This window comes from Pseudomonas saliphila, assembly GCF_008638345.1.
In the GTDB taxonomy this organism is placed as follows: Bacteria; Pseudomonadota; Gammaproteobacteria; order Pseudomonadales; family Pseudomonadaceae; genus Halopseudomonas; species Halopseudomonas saliphila.
Window position 1 is genome coordinate 1 of the sequence record NZ_VTVA01000010.1, and the last position, 24,329, is coordinate 24,329.

Here is a 24,329-nt window from a genome sequence, read left to right on the forward strand (position 1 = left end):
GACGGGATTGCCGGACGCTTACCTTCGACTGACTTGCTTAGGCATTGGCCAGCCGATGCCAGGGAACCGATCCCTGTTCGCTGCGTCAATAAACTAGGCGCTGATAATTTGCGCGGCAGTCCCAAGAGCTGTCGATGTTCTGTCGCCACTGCGGCAGAAGCACCTCTTCTGGTACTTCAAATCTGCGCATGGCTGCGCTGCCTTCTCGCGCCGTGTGCCTGGAAAGTGGATCCCAGCAGCACCGGCTGATCGACGATCAAGGTGCCATATGAGCTGGGCAGGTCCCTACCAATCCAATATCGGCAAATCTCGCGATCCCGGCCCGGCCGCCACGGATCTTTTATATTCCGAAGATCTACCAACCCTTCTGGTTTTATCCCATTTGCGCTGGAATTTTGTTTATCAGCGTCCTCAGCATCTGATGTCTCGATTCACGAAGGACTTCAATGTTCTTTTTCTTGAAGAGCCGTTGTTTTCTGACGAGGCGCAACCTTGGCTGGAAGCCCGTCCCGAAGAAAAGGGCGTACAGGTATTGGTCCCGCGACTTCCGCATGGCTGCGCGGGCGCGGCTGGGGATCGAGCGCAACGAGATCTGCTCGAGGACTACCTTTGCCGGCTTGGTATAGATGAACCGATCCTCTGGTTTTATACGCCAATGGCGCTGAACATCACCGACGGGCTGCGCCCTCGATTAATCGTTTACGACTGCATGGATGAGCTTTCGGCGTTTCGCGGTGCGCCACCGGAGTTGATTGAGCGCGAACAAGCCTTGTTGCGTTGCGCAGATCTTGTATTCACCGGGGGTTACAGCCTATGGGAGGCCAAACGCAATTTACACAATAATATCCATGCATTTCCCAGCAGCGTTGACGTCTCACATTTCTCTTCGGCGCGGAGCATTCAGATCGAGCCGCTCGATCAAATCGATATTCCCCACCCACGTCTCGGGTTTTATGGGGTTATTGACGAGCGTCTGGATCTCAAGCTTATTTCACGTATCGTCGAGCTACGACCGGACTGGCATATAGTGCTCGTAGGACCTGTAGTCAAGATTGATCCAACCAGCCTGCCTCAGCTCCCCAATCTCCATTATCTAGGACCTAAAACCTACGAAGAACTTCCGCAGTATCTGGCCGGCTGGGACGTAGCCATCATGCCCTTCGCATTGAACGAATCCACACGTTTCATCAGTCCAACGAAGACTCCCGAGTTTCTTGCGGGAGGCTGCCCTGTGGTGTCGACGCCCATCAATGATGTGGTCCGTACCTACGGAGACACTGACATAGTGTATATCGCAGACACGCCAGAGGAATTCGTTAAAGCCGTAGAAGGCGCTCTGTTACTCGCGAGAGACCCTGATCGGTTGTGTGACGCTGCCGACTCAATTCTTGGTGATGTGTCCTGGGACAACACCTGGGCATCGATGATGGAGAAAATAAAATGCGCGATATAAGAGCATTCGATGATGTGCAGGGTCAACTGTCGGCAGGTTCCAACAGCAGAATACGCAACCTTCTGGCGCGTCAGCCCAGTCGAAGTGTTGGGTTTGATTATCTGATAGTAGGCGCAGGATTTGCCGGTAGCGTGATTGCCGAGCGGCTCGCCGCAGGATCAAACCGACGCGTGCTGATTATTGATAGGCGTCCGCATATCGGCGGAAATGCCTATGATTTTTACAACGAAGCGGGGATCTTGATTCATCGTTACGGGCCGCACATTTTCCACACCAATTCCCAACGCATCGTTGACTATCTTTCGAGGTTTACCCAGTGGAGACCCTATGAACACAGGGTTCTCGCGGATGTGGATAAGCAGTTGTTACCCATTCCTATCAACAGAACCACGCTGAACAAGCTCTATAAGCTGAACCTGGCGAGTGAGGCCGAGGCTTCAGAATTTCTTGCAGCCAGAGCTGAGCCGGTCAATGAAATAAAAACCAGCGAAGACGTTGTCGTCAGCCAGATTGGACGCGAGCTGTATCAGAAGTTCTTCCGCGGTTATACACGGAAACAGTGGGGGCTTGACCCCTCCCAACTAGACAGGATGGTCACTTCGCGGGTGCCCACGCGCACTGATACCGACGACCGCTATTTCGCTGACAGCTTCCAGCAGATGCCAAAGCATGGCTATACCAGGATGTTCCAGAGAATGCTGGACCACCCGAACATTAGCATTATGTTGGAAACTGACTACCGTGAATTACGCGGTAAAGTTGCCTATGACCACTTGATATATTGCGGCCCGGTTGATGAGTTCTTTGATTACCGGTTAGGTCGATTGCCGTACCGCTCGCTGACGTTCAAGCATCAGACATTGGACCAGGAGCAGTTCCAGCAAGTTGCAGTCGTTAACTATCCGTCCGAAGACGTACCCTATACTCGTATCAGCGAGTACAAACACCTCACAGGGCAGATCCATCCCCGGACGAGCATCAGTTATGAGATCCCATCAGACGATGGGGACCCGTACTATCCGGTCCCGCGTCCGGAAAATGTCGAGCTATATAAACGTTATCAGAAGCTCGCCGAAAGCGTGCCGCACGTAACCTTTCTTGGTCGACTTGGAACCTATAAGTATTACAACATGGACCAGGTCGTTGGGCAGGCTCTGGCACTGTACAAGCGTATCGACACACAGTTAAGAGCGCAAAGCAGCGTTGTAATAGCTACTGGGGAATGTCATAAATCGGCTGATCAGGGGGGTGAAGAATAGGATGACAATGTATCAGCCAAGGCTGTTTGAAAGTTTTTTTCTCGGTGGATTCGAGTGTTCGAACCATCGGCGCAGCGATGGGCGACGCTTGGACATGCTGGATGTCACAGGTCACGCGCAGTGGGCAGCGCAGGACTATAAGACACTCAACCAGTTCGGAATTAATAGCGTGCGCGATGGCCTGCGCTGGCACTTGATCGAGTCCAGCTCCGGACGTTATGACTGGTCCAGTTTCTTGCCGATGTTGAAGGCGGCAGAGTGCCAAGGAACGCAAGTGATATGGGATCTGTGCCACTACGGCTGGCCAGATCACATCGATATTTGGCGTCCTGGCTTTGTCGAACGCTTCGCTGCATATGCAGGTTCCGTTGCGCAACTGATCAAAGATGAAACCGACCGCATCCCTCACTACTCGCCACTCAACGAAATTTCCTTCTGGTCCTGGGCAGGGGGAGACGAGGCCTATTTCAATCCTATGACGCGTGGCAGGGGGGCAGAACTCAAGCATCAATTGGTCCGGGCGACCATCGCCGCTATGGATGCGATACGTCAGGTCGAGCCACGCGCACGTTTTGTGCAGGCGGATCCCGCTATTCATGTGATTGCAGCAAATGTCCGCCCTGGTTCAGTGCGCGAAGCGGAGAATTTTCGACTGTCACAGTTCCAGGCGTGGGACATGTTGTGTGGTGAGCTCTGGCCCGGATTGGGCGGCGCGCCGGAGTATCTGGACATCATTGGCGTCAATTACTATTCGGATAATCAGTGGTATCTGAACGGGCCTGTCATTGAGCGGGGTAGCCCTGATTATCGGCCGTTCAGGGGCATTCTGAGCGAGATTCATCATCGATATCGCCGCCCTATGCTGGTTGCCGAGACCGGCGCTGAGGGTGATTTGCGCGGTCACTGGTTGCGCTACGTCGGCGAGCAGGTCTGGTTGGCCATGCAACAAGGTATTCCAGTAGAGGGTATTTGCCTGTATCCCGTGGTGGATTATCCCGGATGGACAGATGACCGCCATTGTCCGGTTGGTTTACTTGGCTTTCCGGACGCTAACGGTAATCGGCTGGTTCATCAGGGACTCGCTGACGAACTGCGAGTGCAGCAGGCCCGGTTCGATCCGCTCACAGAGCCTGCCATCCTCACCAACGCACGACCATGAACGCCCCCGAAAGACCGCCTTCAGTAACGGAGCCGCCTTTGCCTGACAGTCCGGTGGCGTTTCTCTGGCGTTACGTAGTCCGGCGCCCCTGGCGTTTCGCCAGCCTGTTCATGCTGATTGTCGGCGCGGCAGGGTGTGCTGTTGCCGTGCAGTACGGCATGAAACTCCTGGTCGATGCGATGGCGGAAGGAAACCGGGCGACTGCCGCGGTCTGGTTCCCACTGACGCTTTTTCTGACCCTCATTGTCGTCGAAAATGTCCTCTGGCGGCTGGGAGGTTGGCTCGGCTGCAATACCGTCATCGCCAGTGTCGTGGACATTCGGATCGATCTATTCAGATATCTGACCGGGCATCCGATGCGCTATTTCAATGAGCATTTTGCCGGCTCTCTGGGCAATCGGATCTCAGCACTGGGTGCCTCGGCAGGGGCGATTTTCGGCGGACTGGCCTGGAAAATCATCCCTCCTGTGGTGGACTTCCTCGGTGCCGTGGTGCTGTTGTTTACAGTGGACTGGAGCATGGCCGTGGCGCTGATCTTCTTTGTCACGATTGTCGCGGTGCTGATCACCGGATTCGGCATCCGTGGTCGCGCCAAACACCAGCGCTTCGCTGCGCAATCGGCGCGCGTGGGCGGGGAGCTGGTTGATGCGGTATCGAATGTCTGGACCATCAAGGCATTCTCGGCTCGGGATAGGGAGAGCGAGCGCCTTGCCGAAGCAATTGGCTATGAAGCCCGGGCCCAGCGACGGAGCTGGATGTATCTGGAAAAGGCGCGCGTGCTGCACGACATATGCCTGGCCGTCATGGCCGGCGGCATGTTGATCTGGGCCATATCGCTTTGGTTATCTGGAGACGTCACTGCGGGTGACGTGGTGCTGGTCAGTGCATTGACCTTTCGCATCCTGCATGGCTCACGTGATCTGGCGCTGGCCCTGGTGGATACCAGCCAGCAGATCGGTGCGATCGACGATACCTTGCGCATTATCTTACAGCCGCATGGTCTTGAGGACCCGGTACATCATGTTGCGCTGGCGGAGGGTGAGATTGTTTTCGACAACATAAGCTATAGCTATCCCGGCAACAGGCCCGTGTTTGATGGGTTCAGTCTGCGTATCGAGCCTGACCAGAAAGTCGGCATAGTCGGACCTTCCGGCGCGGGCAAATCAACATTGATCAGTCTCATTCAGCGCCTCGACGACGTACAAAGCGGGCGCATTCTCATTGGTGGGCAGGATGTACGCAACGTCAGTCAGGACAGCCTGCGGGGAAAGATTGCTGTGGTACCGCAGGAGACCGCGCTATTCAATCGCAGCATCCGCGAAAACATACGCTATGGTCGTCCAGATGCTTCTGATGACGAGGTGATCGCAGCCGCGCGCGCCGCATTTTGTGACGCGTTTATTCGCGAGCTTCCCCAAGGCTACGACACCTTGGTCGGGGAGCGCGGTGTTAAGCTCTCCGGAGGCCAGCGACAGCGTCTGGGCATTGCCCGCGCATTTCTGAAAAACGCACCGATTCTGCTACTTGACGAAGCGACCTCGGCACTGGACTCCCAATCTGAAGCAGAGATCCAGGTCGCCCTCAACGCTCTGGTGCAGAATCGTACGGTGATTGCTGTAGCCCATCGTCTGTCCACACTGTCTTCATTCGATCGAATCATTGTGCTGAGAAACGGCAAGCTTATGGAAGAGGGTTCCCCTCAGGAACTGCGCAGCCGTAAGGGTGAGTTCGAATCGCTCTGGCGGCTGCAATCCGACGGCTTCATCGTTGAATAAGCACCAGAGGGAGCAAGCGCGTTGCGCTCCTCACGACGGTCCTCTTTGCAGCTCTCTAACCCCACAAAACATAATTCGGAACGACTCGCTCCCCGTGGCGCCTAAAGGTATTAGTTGCCAAGTCAGGGGATACGTATGGTTACCATTGATACTGCCGCATTTGGTGCCGCTGTATTTGACCTGGACGGAGTAGTCACGCGCACCGCCACGGTACATAGCGCAGCCTGGAAGGCGCTGTTTGACTCCTACCTGTTCGAGAAAGCCGCACAGGGCGGCGAGCCCTTCCTGCCTTTCGATGTGCATACAGACTACCTCCGCTACGTCGACGGCAAGCCTCGCTATCAGGGTGTGGAAAGTTTCCTCGATTCACGCTCGATCAAGCTGCCCTACGGTGCGCCTGAAGACGCGCCCAATGAAGAAACCATCTGCGGCCTCGGAAATCGCAAGAATGTACTGTTCAAGAAGCTTCTTCAGCAGGGCGAAGTGGAGGTGTTTGAGACCACGGTCAGACTTATCCGAACGTTACGCGATCATGGCCTGAAAACCGCTCTCGTGACATCGAGCGAGAATGCCCTGGTGATACTGGATAAGACCGGTTTAAGCGATCTGTTTGACGCTCGGGTTGACGGCGTCGAGTCGATTCGCCTCGGACTCAAGGGTAAGCCCCACCCGGATATCTTCCAAAAGGCCGCCGAACTATTGGGCGTGTCGCCGGAGCAGGCTATCGGGGTCGAAGATGCATTGTCGGGTGTGCGGTCTGCGCGCGATGCAGGTTATAAGCTGGTAATCGGCATAGATCGGAGCGGTACCCTGCGCAAGGATCTGCTAGCGAGTGGCGCCCATGAAGTCGTTGATGATCTTGGCGAGGTCACTCTGGCGCAGACAGATGCCGATCCTGCTCTACCCGATGCGCTGGCCGACTTTGCCCACATCGCTCAGCGGCTGGAACACGCGAGGCCGGTGATCTTCCTTGATTATGATGGAACCCTCACGCCGATTGTTGACCGTCCCGAGCTGGCCGTTCTGGATGACAAGACCCGCGCTACGCTCGCGCAGCTCGCCACTCATTACACCGTAGCGATCATCAGTGGCCGGGATCGACATGATGTCGAGCACCTGGTCGGGCTGGAGAATCTGATATATGCGGGGAGCCATGGATTCGATATCAAAGGGCCGCAGGGGCTGCACATGGAAAATGAGCAGGCCGAGGAGGTAATTCCTGCTCTCGACCGAGCTGAAAAACTGTTGAGAGAAAAGCTCGTTAAGGTTGAGGGTGTACTGGTGGAGCGTAAGCGGTATGCCATCGCCGTGCATTACCGGCTGGTTGCGGACTCGCACCTTCAAGCAGTCAGTAGTGCGGTAGATTCGGCAATTGCCGAGGTGGCACCAACCTTGCGCCGCGCCGGCGGAAAGAAGATCTTCGAGCTGCGCCCGAGCCTGCCTTGGGATAAGGGCCAAGCGCTGATCTGGTTACTTGACGCACTCGAACTCAATCGTCCCAGTGCGGTGGCTCCCCTCTATTTGGGTGACGACGAGACCGACGAAGACGCTTTCAAGGTGCTGCGCGAGCGAGGAGGCATTGGCATTCTGGTCGCCGCCGAGGTCTGTCCAACGGCCGCCCAATACCGTCTCCGTGATCCACGCGCCGCTGAAACATTCCTATCACGGCTTATACAGCTACAGGAGCAGAACTGATGCCCACCTGGTCGCTGGAATATGACAGTTTCGACCCCGATCAAGAAGGGCTGCGGGAAGCGTTGTGCACCTTGGGCAATGGGTACTTTGCCACCCGCGGCGCGGCGGAGGAGGCTGAAGCGGGAGAAATCCACTATCCCGGTACGTACCTGGCAGGGGGCTACAATCGTTTGGCAACGGAAATAGCCGGGCGCGAAATCATCAATGAAGATCTGGTTAACATGCCGAACTGGTTATGCCTGAGCTTTCGCCCTGACGGTGGAGACTGGTTCAATCTGCTGGCTGTGGAGGTGCTGGCTTATACTCAGAAGCTCGAGTTGAAAGATGGCGTGTTGGAGCGCAGGCTGCGTTTTCGTGATCGTGAGGGTCGAGAAACTACACTCTTGACGCGCCGTCTGGTGCATATGGGCAATCCTCATCTTGCCGCGTTGAGCTGGGAGCTCACGCCGGAGAACTGGACAGGTCGAATAACGGTTTGTTCAGCGCTCGACGGACGAGTCATCAACGCAGGGGTTGCACGGTATAGCCAGCTTTCCAGCACGCATCTGGTCACGGTCGCTGCGAACTTGGTGAACAGCGAAACGATCGAGTTATTGAGTGAAACCTGTCAATCGCGCTTCCGCATTGCCCAGACCGCACGCACTGAGGTGTACCGACAGGGCCTAGCAGTTGAGGTGGAGCGTAACCTGGTTGCCGAGGAGGACTATATAGCGCAACACCTTGTACTCAATGTAGAGCAAGGCGTGACCATCCAGATCGAAAAAATCGTTGGTTTACATACGTCACGGGATAACGCTATTTCCGAGCCCGCTTTGGCGGCACGTCAGGTCGTCGCGCGGGCTGGGCGTTTCGCCGAGCTGTTTGACTCGCATGCCGGCGCCTGGGCGCGTCTTTGGCATCGCTGCGATGTGAGACTGGAAGGGAGCGACCGTGCGCAGATGATTCTGCGGTTGCATATATTTCACCTGCTGCAAACCGCTTCGCTGCATACCATCGACCTGGATGTGGGTGTCCCTGCGCGCGGGCTGCATGGCGAAGCCTACAGGGGGCATATCTTCTGGGACGAGCTGTTCATCTTCCCCTTTCTGAACTCGCGTATACCGGAAATAACGCGCGCCTTGCTGCGCTATCGCTATCGTCGGCTCGACGAAGCGCGCCGACTGGCGGCTAAAGCCGGATTCAAGGGTGCGATGTATCCCTGGCAGAGCGGCAGTGATGGTCGTGAAGAAAGTCAGCGGGTGCACCTCAATCCGAAATCCGGACGCTGGTTAGAAGATCACACACACCTTCAACGCCATGTTAACGCAGCCGTGGCGTACAACGTCTGGCGTTACTACGAAATAACCGGTGACCGAGAGTTCATGGGATTCTTCGGCGCAGAAATGCTTTTCGAGATTGCCCGCTTCTGGACCAGTGCAGTGACCTGGAATCCCGAGCGCCAGCGTTATGATATCCGTGGCGTCATGGGCCCTGACGAATTTCACGACCGCTACCCATGGCGGGAAGCCCCTGGCCTGGACAATAACGCCTATACCAATGTCATGGTGGCCTGGGTTTTACAGCGGGCTGTAGATGCTTACCAACTTGTGGGCGTTGAGTGTCAGAACGAGCTCTGCGCTGCGATCAGCCTATCGTCAGATGAACCCAACCAGTGGGATGATATCAGCCGTAAACTGTTCGTGCCGTTTCACGGCGATGGGATCGTTAGCCAATTCGAGGGCTATGAGCAACTGGAGGAGTTCGATTGGGATGGCTACCGGGCGAAGTACGGTGACATTCACCGCCTGGACCGCTTGCTGGAAGCCGAGGGCGATACGGTCAATCGGTACAAAGCTTCCAAGCAGGCCGATGTGTTGATGCTGCTTTACCTGTTTTCTGCGCATGAGCTGAGCAACACCTTTGACCAGCTAGGGTATCCGCTGGAAGAGGGCTGGAAGACGCGCACCATCGCCTACTACGAGCAGCGCACCTCCCACGGCTCCACTCTCAGCCGCATTGTGTCCTCCTGGGTACTGGCCCGCCTGGATCGGCGTCACTCCTGGAACCTGCTGAACGAAGCCCTGGAAAGTGACATTGCAGATGTGCAGGGCGGTACAACCGCTGAAGGTATACACCTCGGCGCCATGGCCGGTACGGTAGATCTGGTGCAGCGTGGACAGACCGGGCTGGAGGTTCATGACGATACCCTTTCGCTCGATGTTGGCTTGCCCAAAGAAGTATCCTGCTTGAGTTTTCGGTTTCGCTTTCGCGGACATTGGCTGGAGCTACAGATCACTCATGACCTGTTAAGGATCGCGGCGCCGGACGGCTGGGCAGGACCCCACAAGGTATTTGTCGATAATCAGGTGTATGCGTTCGAAGCGGGTGAAATCCTGGAATTACCGCGTGGAAGGTTGCCACGAGCTGTCAATCCTTAAGGCATATTCTGCAAGTACGTTGCACCCATGGAAACCAGGCGGAACCTTGAACCCCGACTGAAATTTCATCAGCTCCGCTTGGCTAGGGGGAGTGAACCTGACACACTTGCTCGCACATCACAGTTAGAACCCTGCATCGCCTCTTAACAAAGTCCAGAGGTGATCAGCAAGTCGTTCCCGATGAATTTTGGTCGCAATATGTGACAGAGTTTGCAAATTGTAAAAAGGGCAGGATAAGACTAAACTTCACGCCCTTCGAAAAGTCATATCGGCGATAAGTCGGTAAAAAGGTTCAATGGCATCGTTATGCTGGCCAAGTGGACGAGTATTGGTGAACTTTAATGCTCATATGATATCAAATAGACTTTATTGTACGGGTTCGCAGCGTTTTAAACTAATCATGGTGCAGTTATTAAATGGAAAAGCTGAAAGTAACCTTGAAGAAGGTATTGCGGCCAGATAGCGTCCGCAAATTGAAGCAGTATCAAGGACAGCTTTCGCTCGCCTGGTTGCGGGCGTTATCACGATCTGCCTTAATGCGGCGCATCCATTATGCTTTTTTCTCTGACGCATTTGATCGTGAGGCTCGCGCAGTAATAGGTGGCCATCTGCAGCATGAAGAGAATCAGTCCGGCGCGGAATCGGTAAATTACTTCCTCAGACGGGCCATCCACCGCATAGAGAAAGGCCTGATCATGCAGCCTCGCCGCGACGTGTTTGCGGTCGACTACATCACGCAAACAGTTGACTCCTATCGCGACTCGCTGGTTGGAACAGTGGATCGCGATGAAGTGAGCTGGGCGCACGACGTGCTCAAGACGTATTTCGAGACGACTGGTAACCATCCGGTTATAAGCGCTGCCCGCACAGCTTTCCAGCAGCTGGAGTCACCTTATTCCTGCGCATCGAGTCTGCGTCATCCTGAAACAGAGCGTGTGCCTTTTTCTGCGTACATGCACACTCCTCCCGTTGATTTTGAATCCTTTACCGCGCTGTGCATGCGTCGTCGCTCAGTACGCTGGTATCAGGACCGTCCGGTTCCTCGCGAGGTCATCGACAACGCCGTAGCAATGGCTGTCCAGTCCCCGAGCGCCTGCAACCGTCAGCCCTATAAGTTCATGATTTTTGACGACGCCGAATCCGTTGCGCAGGTGTCCGAGCTGCCCATGGGCGTCGCCGGTTTCAGCCATAACTTTCCCGCGATGATAGCGGTGGTAGGGCGGCTGCGTGCATACCCACACGTGCGTGATCGACATGTCATCTATATTGATGGCGCACTGGCAGCGATGTCTTTCATGTTCGCTCTTGAAACGCAGGGTGTGGCCTCCTGTTCGATCAACTGGCCAGACATCCCTGAACGGGAAGACGCTGCCACCAAACTGCTTCGCCTCGACGCCGATGAGCGCATTGTGATGTTCATCTCCGTCGGTTACGCGGCGGAAGAAGGTCTGGTGCCGTACTCCCAGAAACTGTCCCTCGAAGAGGCGCGGGTATATAGCAGCCTGGGCACCAGCGGCGAATGAAGGCGGCCCAGCTCAAAGAGTTCAGGCGTTACCTGTCAAATTCCGGTTGGATGCTGGGTGAGAAGATTCTCATGCTGGCCGTTGGGCTTACCGCGACCGTGGTGTTGGCGCGCTACCTGGGGCCAGAAGAGTTTGGATATCTGAATTACGCATTATCGCTGGTGGCCTTGCTGACCATTGTCTGCCACCTCGGGCTCACCGGGCTGGTGGTCAAGGAACTGAGAGTCAGGCCCGAACAGGAGGACCGAATACTCTCATCTGTGTTCATGACCAAGGTGGCAGCGTCCATCGTTGCGTACGGGATATTGATCGGTACCTGGTTCATTGGCGATGACCGCAATTTTATGGTGCTGGCTCTTATTGGTCTGGCGCTGTTTTTTACCCCCTTTGAAGTCTTGATCGACTGGTTCCAGGCGCGCGTCAAGGCAAAGTATGCGGCTATAGCAGGGGCCGTTGGCCAGATAGGCGGCAACGGACTGAAGATCATCCTCGCCGTGGCAGGGCTGGGATTGGTATGGATCGCCGCTGCGCACGTTGTGATCATCATGCTCACCTCGCTCATCCTGGTCATCTACGCTCTGGCATTGAAACGCTCTTTTCGTTTCGATTTTTCCTGGTCATTGAGCAAAGAGTTGTTGGGCAAGAGCTTCCTGATTTTCCTGGGTTCGCTGTCAGCGGTGATCTACCTCAAAGTAGATCAGATCATGTTGCAGTATATGCTGGGTGATAATGCCGTAGGGCAATACGCTGCAGCGTCCAAGCTGTCGGAAGCCTGGTACCTCATCCCGACGGTACTGATGGCTTCGATCTTCCCAAAGGTTATTGATGTTCGAGCGCACAGCAAAGAAAAATACAAGCGGTTAATGCAGGTCATCTTCGATCTGTTATTTCTTTCAGCATTCTGTTTGTCGGTTGTAGTGTTTATACTTTCAGATCAAGTGATTGATGTGCTATATGGCGATGCGTACTCCGCTGCAGCACAAGTGTTGGCTGTGCACATATTTGCATCAATATTTGTATTCATGCGTGCGTTGTTCAGCAAGTGGATCATTCTGGAGGAAGTGTTTATCTTTTCCCTGATTACGCAGGGATTGGGTGCAATCAGCAATATCGTTTTGAATTACTTTTTTATAAGAAGTCATGGCGTGGCCGGGGCCGCTGTTGCTACGTTGATTTCCTATTCCATAGCGGGATATTTTAGCCTGCTGCTGTCCAGCAAGACTCGGGAGTTGTTCGTCATGATGAGCAAAAGCATGATGTTTCATGCCTTTATCAGCGTTCCCGAGACGATCAAAGAATTGAGGCGAGGTTAGTATGTATATCGAGATCCGAAAGGCTGGGTTTGTAAACAAGGGCGCTGAGCTGATGTTGCACGCTGTAGTACAGCAGCTTCGCCGCAACTGCCCCAATGCCAGACTCGTCATGGAACCGAGCCGAGAAACCGGCCCCTATCCATACCGCGGCCGAGCCGAGCTGGGTCTGTACCAAAAGGCCTGGCTCTGGCGCAAGAATATTCCTTTCGGCGATCTGGCTGCCTTGGTGCCGGGTCGTCTGCGCGAAATGTATGGAGTCGTGCTGGACAGTCAAATTGATGTGGTGCTGGACGCAGCGGGATTCGCCTACACCGATCAGTGGGGCGCTGAGCTATCCGAAGAGCTGGCACGGGCCAGTCGCCGGTGGAAGAAGCGCGGTACCAAAGTCATCCTGATGCCTCAGGCATTTGGCCCTTTCCGCGATGAGAAAAGCAAGACTGCGGTGAAGGAATTTGTCGCCAATAGCGACCTGATCTTCGCCCGCGAGCCGATCTCCTACAAATATCTGACAGACATTGTAGGTGAGCAAGACAAGATCAAGATGTGCCCTGACTTTACTAATCTGCTGGAAGGCACGGTACCCGAGTACTTCGATCCTGCCATACACCAGATCGCCATCGTTCCGAATTACCGGATGATGGACAAGACCAGTGAAGCCGTCGCCAAAGGGTATGTGCCTTTCCTGAAACGTGCAGCGCAGAAGCTCCTGGACAAAGGCGCAAAGCCCTTCATGTTGGTCCATGAAGGCGAAGACGATCTGAAGCTGGCTCGCGAGGTGTCGCAAGCTGTTGGCGGGATACCGGTCATCATCGAAGCGAATCCGCTGGCCATCAAAGGTCTGCTTGGTGCCTGCCGCGGTACAGTTGGCAGCCGCTTCCATGGTCTGGTGAGCGCCCTGTCGCAGGGTGTTCCGTCGCTGGCTACCGGGTGGAGCCATAAGTATCAGATGCTGTTTGCGGATTACGGTTTTGAGCCCGGTATTCTGGATATCGGCATGTCAGACGAAGAGCTCGATCATGTCCTGGAATATCTGACTGACAAACAGCGCTCGCAGGAGCTGTCGGTTCGGCTGATGCTTCGTTCCGATGCGCTGAAAAAACAGTCCCAGGCTATGTGGAGTGACGTGTACAAGATCCTCAACAACCCCATCGCTGGTCGCCAGACCGCCCCTGCGAAACACGCCGGTCCGGTCTGCTCGTAGCACTCGCCAGACCGCTCTGCGTGCATCCGCTGGCCCCTGCGCCAGCGGATGAACTGCTCCCTCTATGATGCTGTATACCTATACAGTACAATATCCCCGGCCGAGATCGTGGATGTTGCCTGCCTGATCCCGGTACAAAAGGACTCACGTACAGCCTGAGGTGAAGCATGGCCGTTGAAATTGTATATCGAAGCAGTAGAGACCCGGAGCATCTGTTCATGGATAAAGCCGAAGCCGACCGTCACGATAAAATGTTGGAGTTGGCCGAGGCGCTTGGCGGCGTTCTGCTGAAAGCCGTACCGTCACTGTCAGAACAGCAAGCGGAGGAAGCGAGTCTCTACATGGCAAGGCGTCGGGACATTTTTGCCAAGGCGTTCAAGAGTAACCCCGAGGCGTTGTCGGTTCTCGACGAGGAAGAGCCTCAGAACACCAAAACAGATCCGCCGAGTAAAAAAGAAGCAGCGACGAAGAAATAGTGGCCCGAGTGTTGTCCGGATAATCGATCGGATTACCGGTACCTCAAGGCTTGCGGTGTGTTGATGCAGGGTAGGGTGGTGTCTGGTGGTATGCCCTGTGAGCCATCCGCTGTTTCGGAAAGCTCCGGTACTGCGGAACTGTACACGGCATAGTTGAGTCGAGATGAGACCGGTTGCTGACGCCCCCTCAGTAACACCCCTGAAGAATGACGTGCCGAATCATGGGTTGCGAGTTGATCGCCCATGCGTGCCGTTATTCTCCTTGCATCGCTTAACAGTGAGCGACGCTGCACCTGATAGGAGAGAACCATGACCGAAGTACAGGGTTACGCCGCGACCAATGGCGATTCACCTCTTGCCCCTTTTCGTTTTGAGCGCCGTACACCGGGCCCGCAGGATGTCCAGATCGATATTCTGTATTGCGGCGTCTGTCACTCGGACCTGCATACCGCACGCAACGAATGGAACAACACTCTGTATCCGTCGGTACCTGGTCACGAGATTGTCGGCCGCGTATCAGCAGTGGGTCCGCAGGTCAGTGCCTTCAAGGTTGGCGACATCGCAGGCGTAGGTTGCATGGTCGATAGTTGCCAATCGTGCGCGTCCTGTGCCGAGGGCCTGGAGCAATATTGCGAGAACGGGTTTACCGGCACGTACAACGGGCCGGTAGCTGGGGGTGAAAACACCTACGGCGGCTATTCCAGCAAAATTGTGGTCGATCAGAAGTTTGTCCTGCGCATCAGCCACACAGATAACCTGGCCGCCGTAGCGCCCTTGCTGTGCGCGGGCATTACAACGTACTCGCCACTGCGCCAGTGGAAGGTCGAGCCAGGGCAGAAGGTCGGGGTCGTTGGGTTAGGCGGGTTAGGTCACATGGCAGTGAAGATCGCCAACGCGATGGGCGCCAAGGTCGTGCTCTTCACCACTTCGCCGGACAAGAAGCAGGACGCGCTGCGTCTGGGTGCCAGTGAGGTTGTGGTCTCCAGGAACCAGGAGGAAATGGACGCGCACCGGGATAGCTTCGATTTCATTCTCAATACCGTCGCTGCACCGCACAACCTGGACGCCTTCATGGCGCTACTCAAGCGCGACGCAACCATGACGCTGGTTGGCGCGCCCGCCACGCCACACCCGGCGCCGGATGTATTTGGCCTGATTTTCCGTCGCCGTCGACTTGCCGGTTCGTTGATCGGTGGCATTGCTGAAACGCAGGAGATGCTCGATTTCTGCGCCAAACACGGTATCGTCTCTGACGTTGAGATGATCGCGATGGACCAGATCAACGAGGCCTACGAGCGCATGCTCAAAAGCGAAGTGAAATACCGGTTCGTAATCGACATGTCGACACTGCAGCCGGCCTGATACTCATAGATCACTATCGGCTTACCCGGAAGTCGGCGTTGCTGGATAGTAAGACCGCAAGGACACTCAATGCCGCGTTTTCTGCACACTGCCGACTGGCAAATTGGTCGACAATATGATCGTTTTGGCCCGGAAGACGGGCCGGTCCTGGCAGAAGCGCGGCTCAGCACCGTAGAGCGCATCGCGCGCCTGGCGAGTGAGCAGGGCGTCGATGCGGTGCTGGTAGCCGGGGATGTATTTGATGCGCAGACGGTTTCGGATCGGACTATCCGCCGTCTGTTCATGGCCATGCAAGGGTATGCGGGGCCATGGATCATGATTCCCGGCAACCATGATGCGGCCTTGGCCGAAAGCGTCTGGACCCGCGCCAGACGACTCGAGGCTATTCCCGCCAACGTGCATGTCCTGCTGGCGCCGCAGGTGTTGATGCTCGCCGAGCAGGGCATGGCCATCCTGCCGGCTCCACTCACGCAACGACATACCTACAGCGACCTCACCGACTGGTTCGATCATGCCGAGACGCCACCGGAGCTGCTGCGTGTCGGTATTGCCCATGGCAGCATCCAGGGCATTCTCGCCGAGGATATCGACTCGCCCAATCCCATCGCACCCGATCGGGTGGCCCGCGCTAACCTGGACTACCTTGCCCTCGGGGATTGGCACGGCTGCAAACAGATCGATGCGCGTACCTGGTATAGCGGCACGCCGGAACAGGATCGGTTCAAGAGCAACGGCGCCGGGCGACTGCTGGATGTCACCATCGAGCGCCCCGGTTGCGAGCCACAGGTGACGACAGTGGCTATCGGGCAGTTTCCCTGGCTGCAGTGGGAGCAACAGCTCGATATGCCTTCGGATCTGGACCTGTTTATCGAACACCTGCAGCAGCTAACCCAGTCTTCAGTACTCAGTATCGCGCTGTCCGGGCATCTTGACCTGGCGGGCGAGCAGCGCTTGCATCAGGCGCTGAGCAAGGCTGAGGCGCTACACCGTTACCTCGAATATGACTTCCACGACCTTCGGCTGTACCCCACTGAGGAGGACATTGCCGGTTTGCATGCCGACGGCTATCTCGGCGAGGTGGTCGAAGAGTTGCGTCAGGCGCAGGAGGGCGAAGCCGCCGGTACGGCCCGCGAGGCGCTGGTCATTCTCACTGGCTTGCTGCGCGACAGACAGGACAATGGGGAAGCGCAATGAAGCTTGGCTATCTGCGTATTAATCAGTTTAAACAGTTTCGTCAGGCCATTGAAATTAAAGACTTTGATCCCGGGCTAAATCTTTTCTGTGGACCTAATGAATCAGGCAAAAGCACGGTGGCCGCTGCCATTCGTGCGGCCTTCTTCGAGCGCCATCGTTCCAGCAGTGTGGATGATTTGCGCCCTTGGGGCGATTCCGGTGCAGCGCCTGAAGTCGAGCTTGAATTCGACCATGACGGTCTGACGTGTCGAGTGAAGAAACGCTTTCTCGCACGCAAACGTTGCGATCTCACCATTGGAACAGAAACCCTGTCTGGCGACGAAGCCGAAGACCGTCTGGCGGCCATGCTGGGGTTTCAGTTTCCCAGCCGTGGCGCGAGCAAGTCCGAGTACTGGGGAATTCCGGGGCTGTTATGGATCGAACAGGGTAGCGGGCACGAACTGCGATCGGCCGTGGAGTTTGCCGGCGACCATCTCAAGTCCGTGCTCGGCGCAACGCTGGGTCAAGTCACCAGTAGCAGGGGTGATGAAGTACTCAGTCGTGTGGAGAGCGAACGCGCAGAGCTGCTCACTCCAACTGGCAAGCCGCGTGGCCGTTATAAGGAAGCACTTGAGCAGGTAGACATTCTTTCCCAGACTCTGGCCGAACTGGATGAACGAGTCGAACGCTATCGCCAGCAGGTCGATCGCTTCAGCGACCTGACAGCGCAGCAGCGGCTGGATGAAGTCGAGCGTCCCTGGCAGGAGCTACGGGACCAGCAAGCGGCTGCCGAAGTAAAATTTGCGCAGGTTCAGCAGCTTGGCGAGCTGCAGGCTCGAGACGAGCAGGCATTGCTCAAATGCCGTCATCACCTGCAGGTGGTGGTGGAGCAGCTTCGCGGCTTTCAGACTCAGGCAGAGGAACTTGCGCAGCGAAAAAATACGCGGGACGCACTTCAACGCCAGGCGCAGGAGCTGACTGCGCAGCAGTTGATCGTCAAGGAAATGCTCACCCAGGCAGTTAAGGCTTACGACACCGCGCGGGCCAATGATCGCGCGAGCAGGCAACAGGCGCGGCGGCGGGACCTGGAACATAAGCGCCAGTCGATGATCGATCGGCACCTGCAGCTCACCGCAGCCTGCGACCAGGCCACTACGCTGGATGCGCTGTTGCAGGAGCAGAAGCGCACTCTGGCGACTACTCAGTTGGATGAAAAGCAGCTCGCCACTCTGCAGCGCCTTGGCAGTGCGCTGCGGGATCTGGAGATACGTCAGCAGAGTATCGCTACACTGCTGGCATTCGAACTGACGTCCGGGCCTCGGCTCCTGCTCGATGGCGAGGTGTTGACCGGCCAGGGGGAGCGACGCCTGCTGAAAAAGACCGAACTGCACATCGAAGGTATTGGTAAGCTGAGCATTGCACCAGGCGGTCAGGATCTCACCGAGTTAGCGCGCCAGCTCGAACGAGCCCGTGAGCAGTTGGCGAGCGCGCTCGAGACTGCCCAGGTGCGTGATATTGCTCAGGCTGTCCAGCGGGCAGAAGACTCCCGTACGCTGCGTACGGACATCAGCGGCAATGAAAGGATGCTGGCGCTCCACGCACCGCAGGGCATCGCAGCGTTGCGGCAGGAAATCGCGTTATTGAACGAGCAGATCCAGCAGGCTGACGCCGACATGCAGGCGCAACCACCAACCACTGCGTCTGCTGAGTCGCTTTCCCCAGAGCAGGCTGATCAGCAGTTGGAACTGGCCTCCACCGCGCTACAAGAGGCTGAACTGACCGAACGTCAGTTGCAGGAAGGGTTGATCCAGTGCCAGCAGGCACTAAATACCGCACAGACTGAGTGTCAGCAGCTTGAGGCGCGGTTGGCCAGCCCAGAACGCCAGCAGCAGGAACGCGACTGTAACGAAACGCTGACTGTGCTGCGTCATGAGCAATCACAACTTGAACAGGCTCTTGCTCAGCGTGCCGAACTGATCGAGACGGCGCGGCCGGATATCCTGCAGCAGGATATCAAGCGCTTTCAGGCCAGCGCGGCTCAGCTGGAACTGGCCAATCAACAGCGCAAGGAAGAGCTGATCCGCCTACAAAGCCAGCTCCAGGCGCAGGATGCCGACGGACTGGAAGAGCGCCAGGGTAAGGCCGCGACTGAACTGGGCGCACAGCGGCGGCGGCTTGAACAGTTCGAACAACGTGCCCAGGCGCTGAGCCTTCTAGCTGGGCTGCTGCATGACAAGCGTCAGGCACTGACGCGGCAGCTGCAGGCACCCCTGCAGAAACACCTTAACCACTACCTGCAACTGTTATTTCCCCAGGCGGTACTGGAAGTTGACGAGAATCTGGTGCCGGGGCAGCTGGTGCGTGCCGGTCAGGAACGAGGTGATTTTGATCTACTCAGCTTCGGTGCGCGGGAACAGATGGGACTTATCAGTCGCCTGGCGTACGCAGATCTGTTGAAAGAAGCAGGGCGGCCTACGCTGATCATTCTTGACGATGCGCTGGTTCACAGCGACCCGCACCGTTTTGCCCAGATGAAACGGATACTGTTCGACGCCGCACAACGCCACCAGATTCTGTTGTTCAGCTGTCATCCGGGAAACTGGCGGGATATGGGTGTTGCGCTCCGTGAAATAGACTCGCTAAGAACCTGGAAGACGCGCATTGTCGGCGGCTGAGATTCAACAAGCCCCCACCTGGCGGGCTTGCTGCAGCACGATCAACATCCATCAAAACACACCGTTTGGCCTGCCTGCGCAAGACCTGAGCGCGCGGGTGATTAGCCCCAGCTATCGCTTTCCAGCGAGCGAATCAGCCGTGGAGCCCATCGGTAACAGTTTTCTTGCGTACCTGGTCCACGAAAATGACTACGACATTAGTAGCAGGCAATATGGCATCATTCGTGAAAATGCGCGAAAAAATAGATAATAAATATATTAGATACAATGTGTTAGATGATCAATCTAGAATCTTTACTAGCGACCAGTCAAAAAAGATGCGTTATTTCCTACCAAAGTCGTAGTCGACGTTTGCCGATGCGGTGCTAACGTGACTATGCAATAAAAACAACAATTGGAGATGGTTATGTCCTTGTCTAAAGAAGACGCAGCGCGAGGCTACTGGAAGGAGAACCTGCGGTTCATGTTCATTCTGCTGGCCATCTGGTTCGTAGTATCGTTCGGAGCCGGCATTCTGTTCGTCGATGAACTGGATGCCATCCAGTTTTTCGGTTTCCCGCTGGGATTCTGGTTTGCTCAACAGGGCTCCATTTATACCTTCGTCGCGCTCATCTGGGTTTACGTCTGGAAGATGAATCGCCTCGATCGTAAATACGATGTCCACGAAGAATAATAACAGGAGCCATTGAATGGAAACTCAAACCCTGATCTACCTGTTTGTAGGCGCGACGTTTGCGCTATACATCGGGATCGCAATCTGGTCTCGTGCAGGCAGCACCAGTGAATACTATGTGGCAAGCAAGGGTGTGCACCCTATTGCAAACGGTATGGCCACTGGCGCTGACTGGATGTCAGCTGCATCCTTCATCTCCATGGCCGGTATCATTTCCTTTTCGGGTTATGACGGCAGTGTTTACCTAATGGGCTGGACAGGCGGCTACGTGCTGCTGGCAATGTGTCTGGCACCCTATCTGCGCAAGTTTGGCAAGTTCACCGTCCCGGAGTTTGTTGGCGAGCGTTACTACTCGCAGACGGCGCGTGTGGTTGCCGTAATCTGTGTGATCTTCATCTCCTTCACTTATGTAGCCGGCCAGATGCGCGGTGTGGGTATCGTGTTCTCGCGCTACCTGCAGGTCGACATCAACATGGGCGTGCTGATCGGCATGGCGATCGTGTTCTTCTACGCCGTGCTTGGCGGCATGAAGGGCATCACTTATACCCAGGTGGCGCAGTACTGCGTAATGATCTTCGCCTACATGGTTCCGGCGATTTACATCTCCCTGCTGATTACCGGCAACCCGATCCCGCAACTGGGGTTTGGTAGTGAGGTGACGGGGACCGGCATGTCGGTGCTCGATCGGTTGAACGGGTTGGGCGCGGAGCTGGGTTTTGATGCCTATACCGATGGCACCAAATCGACCATCGACGTGTTCTTCATCACTATGGCGCTGATGGTTGGTACCGCTGGTCTGCCCCACGTGATTGTGCGCTTTTTCACCACGCCTACAGTACGTGATGCACGTAAATCAGCAGGTTACGCACTTCTGTTCATTGCGATTCTGTATACCACAGCACCGGCTGTTGCGGCCTTCGCACGGACCAACCTGCTGACCACTATTCCGAACGTGGCTTACGAGGAAGCACCTGACTGGTTTACTACCTGGGAAGTTGCAGGACTGGTTGCCTGGCAGGATAAGAATGGCGACGGTGTGATGCAGTATGGCCCTGGCGCTCCCTTTGTAGGTGCTCCAAGCTTTACCGGTGATCGCGGTGAGCTGGGCGCGCGTGAGGTTCGCAACGAGCCCACCGCAACGGAAAACGAAGTGTATATCGACCGCGACATCATCGTTCTGGCCAACCCGGAAATTGCGCAGCTACCTGGCTGGGTGGTAGCGCTGATTGCAGCAGGTGGTCTGGCGGCGGCGCTGTCCACTGCGGCAGGTCTGCTGCTGGTGATTTCGACATCGGTCTCCCACGACCTGTTGAAAAGCAACATGATGCCCAACATCAGTGAGAAGAAAGAACTGTTGGCAGCGCGTGTTGCTGCGGGGGTGGCGATTCTGATCGCCGGTATCTTTGGTATCTATCCACCGGCCTTCGTGGCACAGGTGGTGGCGTTTGCCTTCGGTCTTGCAGCCGCGTCCTTCTTCCCGGTCATCGTCATGGGTATTTTCTCCAAGAAGATGAACAAGGAAGGCGCAATCGCCGGCATGTCCGTTGGTCTTACCTTTACCTTCTGCTACATCGTGTTCTTCAAGTTCATCAGCCCTGAGATGGATAACGCAGCGCATTGGTGGCTTGGTATCTCACCGGAAGGCATTGGTACCCTCGGCATGGTCTTTAACTTCATCGCCGCTGTAGCTGTGGCTGCGGTCACTAAGGCGCCGCCGGAGCATATCCAGCACCTGATCGAGGACATTCGTGTACCGCGCGGAGCTGGTGCAGCAGTCGCTCACTAAGGTTCCAAGCGTAGTAATAGAAAGCCCTCAGAGATGAGGGCTTTTTTGTGTCTGGCTAGGAGGTCACCGGCATCTGTCATTTCCCCAAGCAGTGTTGTCCCTCGCTTTATTACCCGCTCGTCGATTTTCTGCACTATGTTTAGTACAGGACAGCGCTGAAGACGACAGCGGTGCTGACAGCTACTGAGTGACACGCTGAAGGCGTCCGCTGCCAGCTCATATTCCATATATTGTCAGCGCCCGACGCTCGGCGCCGTCGAGCTGAATAAAGATCTTGACCGGTATTGGGAAACCTGGAGCTTCCGGCCAGCACACGAGGGGTGAGCCATGCTTGATACCCATTCTTCCCGGCTTCCGGATCAATATGGACTGGACGACTTCCAGCACACCGCCATCGGGCTGCGCCAGGTTCGCTACCCGGAAGACATGCCACTGTTGTATCGCTGGATGCATGCAGGTCACGTCATCCCCCAGTGGCATCTGAACAAGCCCACCACCGAGCTGAATGTACATTTTGAGAAGATGCTCGCCGACGATCATCAGCGGCTCTATCTGATCAGTGTGAATGGTCAATGGGTGGGGTATGCCGAGATATACGAAGCCGCCCGTGATCGGCTTGCCCGTTATTATCCAGCGGAGCCGGAAGACATCGGCTGGCACCTGTTGATTGGCGAGCTGTCAGCATACGGTAAGGGGCACTTACGGCCTATTGTGCGCACCTTGTCGCACTTCATCTTCCAGCATACGCCTGCCCGCCGAATCGTCGGAGAATCTGACCATAGCGTTCAGGCCTACGAAGTAGTCGCTGAAGGGCTCTGCTATGAGTCGAAGGGGCTGATTCATATGCCTGAGAAAATTGCGATGCTGTATCTCTGTGACCGTGACCGGTTCCTGGCGGCCTATCCGCTGGAAGCGAACCCGCTCGGAGTGCAAGCAGGCGTGGCGCCCTGAGGTCTGTATCCGAGACAGTAGAACGGGTAGGTGCATGCAAGTGCATTGCAGCCGACATCTCGACGCGGGCATCAGGTCCGAGTCTGGCGCGCGCACCAGGGGACGTTACAGGGTATAAAAACGCCCCGGCAGAGCAGGGCGTTTCTGGTCAATCAGAAGCGGTGGGTTACCTGGGCGCTCAAGCCATGAGCAGTATTGCGATAGCTTGAGTGGTAGTCGCCCTGGTGTACCTCGGACTTATCTTCGCGCAGATAAGCGTAGGCCACATCGACAGTCAGATCGTCAGTCGCATTCCAACCTGCGCCGAGGGACAGGATCTTGCGGTCACCCACAGGGATGCGCACGGTACGGTCGGCATCAGTAGTCGGGGATTCATCCAGAGTGAAACCGGTACGCAGTACCCATTGCGGATTCAACTGATAGGCCGCGCCGAAGGCGAAGGACCAGGTGTCGCTCCAGTTGAGTTCTTCCTCTACCGTAGTAAAGCGAGCAGCCAGGGGTCCGGTGACGCCTTGGTTATCAACCACGATTTCCTGCAGCTGGCTCCAGCGAGTCCAGGTAGTGCCGGCATGCAGCGTCCACTGATCATCAAACTGGTAGGTGATAGAGGTATCGACCGACTCGGGGGAGGTGAAGTCCAGCGTTGCATCGTAGCTGCCGTTAATCCCGAGCGGTGGCGCACCCGTAATACGGGTACGGCCTTCAAGCTCGTACTCGACCTTGGAATGGTAGGTCAGGCCCCATGCGACTTTGTCGGTCACATCAACCAGCACGCCGGCGTTGAAACCGTAGCCGATATCGTCACCCTTGATGTTCACTTCGGCATCGTTGAGTGCAGTGACGTTTTTGGTCAGCTTGCCATCGATCTTATTGATGGTCGGGCCGAATCCAACGGATACGCGGTCAGTAATCTGGTAGCTCAGGGTAGGCTGCAGGGTTACCACCTGTACTTTGCTGTACAGGCCGTGCTCGCGGCCGGCGAAGCTGTCTTCGTAGTCGCTGATCACGCCGAAGGGAGCATACATGCCCAGGCCGAAATGCATTTTCTCATTCAACGGCCGCACGTAGTAACCGAAGGGGATTGCAGCCAGAGGCACCATGTCCCCGTCGTTGGTGCCACGTCCGTTATTGCCACCACGGATATCAGTGCTGGCGTCGATCACAGCGAAACCGCCGCTGATTTCGGCACGGTCCAGTTTCGACATGCCCGCCGGGTTGCCAAACACCGTGCTGGCGTCAATGGCAGACGACGAGCGACCGGCGAAGCCAGTGCCCATGCTGCTGGCGCTCTGCTCGTTGATCGTCAGACCGTTAGCGAAACTGTGGCTGGAAATAGTGGCAACTGCCACGGCGAGGGTGGTTTTGAACCAGGCAGACTTTTTCATCCGATACTCCGGGATAAATGAAGCCGCGCAAGCTACCAAGATTTCTACGGTTT

17 protein-coding genes are annotated in these 24,329 nt (G+C 56.1%); 16 read left to right on the top strand and 1 reads right to left on the bottom strand.

Going from position 1 to position 24,329, the window contains the following annotated elements:
• The first annotated feature begins 268 nt into the window (after positions 1 to 268).
• The 16 genes from FHK95_RS12050 (at position 269) to FHK95_RS12120 (ending at position 22,891) form a co-directional block, all read left to right on the top strand.
• A complete protein-coding gene (locus FHK95_RS12050) occupies positions 269 to 1,453 on the top strand; it encodes a glycosyltransferase family 1 protein (RefSeq protein ID WP_150304883.1) in 1,185 nt (394 codons plus the stop codon).
• The gene (gene glf, locus FHK95_RS12055) at positions 1,441 to 2,712 is read left to right on the top strand and encodes a UDP-galactopyranose mutase (RefSeq protein WP_150304884.1); all 1,272 of its coding nucleotides are present in this window, start codon (positions 1,441 to 1,443) and stop codon (positions 2,710 to 2,712) included. Before FHK95_RS12050 ends, glf begins: the two co-directional genes overlap by 13 nt.
• 7 nt (positions 2,713 to 2,719) lie before the next feature.
• The gene (locus tag FHK95_RS12060; RefSeq protein WP_150304885.1) at positions 2,720 to 3,871 is read left to right on the top strand and encodes a glycoside hydrolase family 1 protein; all 1,152 of its coding nucleotides are present in this window, start codon (positions 2,720 to 2,722) and stop codon (positions 3,869 to 3,871) included.
• Positions 3,868 to 5,646, top strand: coding sequence for an ABC transporter ATP-binding protein (locus tag FHK95_RS12065; RefSeq protein ID WP_150304886.1), 1,779 nt, complete (start codon positions 3,868 to 3,870; stop codon positions 5,644 to 5,646). Before FHK95_RS12060 ends, FHK95_RS12065 begins: the two co-directional genes overlap by 4 nt.
• Before the next feature lie 135 nt (positions 5,647 to 5,781).
• Complete coding sequence (otsB, locus tag FHK95_RS20035) at positions 5,782 to 7,341, top strand: trehalose-phosphatase (protein WP_178114779.1); 1,560 nt, start codon at positions 5,782 to 5,784, stop codon at positions 7,339 to 7,341.
• The gene (locus tag FHK95_RS20040; protein WP_178114780.1) at positions 7,341 to 9,758 is read left to right on the top strand and encodes a glycoside hydrolase family 65 protein; all 2,418 of its coding nucleotides are present in this window, start codon (positions 7,341 to 7,343) and stop codon (positions 9,756 to 9,758) included. Before otsB ends, FHK95_RS20040 begins: the two co-directional genes overlap by 1 nt.
• A 536-nt stretch (positions 9,759 to 10,294) precedes the next feature.
• A complete protein-coding gene (locus FHK95_RS12075) occupies positions 10,295 to 11,281 on the top strand; it encodes a nitroreductase family protein (protein ID WP_178114781.1) in 987 nt (328 codons plus the stop codon).
• Positions 11,278 to 12,594, top strand: a complete 1,317-nt coding sequence (locus FHK95_RS12080; RefSeq protein WP_150304888.1) for a flippase — start codon at positions 11,278 to 11,280, stop codon at positions 12,592 to 12,594. Before FHK95_RS12075 ends, FHK95_RS12080 begins: the two co-directional genes overlap by 4 nt.
• A gap of 1 nt (position 12,595) precedes the next feature.
• Positions 12,596 to 13,795, top strand: a complete 1,200-nt coding sequence (locus FHK95_RS12085) for a polysaccharide pyruvyl transferase family protein (protein WP_150304889.1) — start codon at positions 12,596 to 12,598, stop codon at positions 13,793 to 13,795.
• A gap of 167 nt (positions 13,796 to 13,962) precedes the next feature.
• Positions 13,963 to 14,271 carry a YebG family protein gene (locus FHK95_RS12090; protein WP_150304890.1) on the top strand — a complete coding sequence of 103 codons (309 nt, stop codon included), beginning with the start codon at positions 13,963 to 13,965 and terminating at the stop codon, positions 14,269 to 14,271.
• 309 nt (positions 14,272 to 14,580) lie between these two features.
• Positions 14,581 to 15,633, top strand: coding sequence for an NAD(P)-dependent alcohol dehydrogenase (locus FHK95_RS12095; protein ID WP_150304891.1), 1,053 nt, complete (start codon positions 14,581 to 14,583; stop codon positions 15,631 to 15,633).
• Between the two features lie 69 nt (positions 15,634 to 15,702).
• Positions 15,703 to 16,827 carry a metallophosphoesterase family protein gene (locus tag FHK95_RS12100; RefSeq protein WP_150304892.1) on the top strand — a complete coding sequence of 375 codons (1,125 nt, stop codon included), beginning with the start codon at positions 15,703 to 15,705 and terminating at the stop codon, positions 16,825 to 16,827.
• Entirely contained in the window at positions 16,824 to 19,481 is a 2,658-nt protein-coding gene (locus FHK95_RS12105; protein WP_150304893.1) for an AAA family ATPase, read from the top strand. The genes FHK95_RS12100 and FHK95_RS12105 overlap by 4 nt, the downstream gene beginning before the upstream one ends.
• A 406-nt stretch (positions 19,482 to 19,887) precedes the next feature.
• Positions 19,888 to 20,154, top strand: a complete 267-nt coding sequence (locus FHK95_RS12110) for a DUF4212 domain-containing protein (protein WP_150304894.1) — start codon at positions 19,888 to 19,890, stop codon at positions 20,152 to 20,154.
• Positions 20,155 to 20,170: 16 nt separating this feature from the next.
• Entirely contained in the window at positions 20,171 to 21,940 is a 1,770-nt protein-coding gene (locus tag FHK95_RS12115) for a sodium:solute symporter family protein (RefSeq protein WP_150304895.1), read from the top strand.
• Positions 21,941 to 22,267: 327 nt separating this feature from the next.
• A complete protein-coding gene (locus tag FHK95_RS12120) occupies positions 22,268 to 22,891 on the top strand; it encodes a GNAT family N-acetyltransferase (protein ID WP_150304896.1) in 624 nt (207 codons plus the stop codon).
• A gap of 152 nt (positions 22,892 to 23,043) precedes the next feature.
• Here the strand turns inward: FHK95_RS12120 and FHK95_RS12125 are convergent, their stop codons facing one another.
• Positions 23,044 to 24,276, bottom strand: a complete 1,233-nt coding sequence (locus FHK95_RS12125) for an OmpP1/FadL family transporter (protein ID WP_150304897.1) — start codon at positions 24,274 to 24,276, stop codon at positions 23,044 to 23,046.
• Between the last annotated feature and the right edge of the window lie 53 nt (positions 24,277 to 24,329).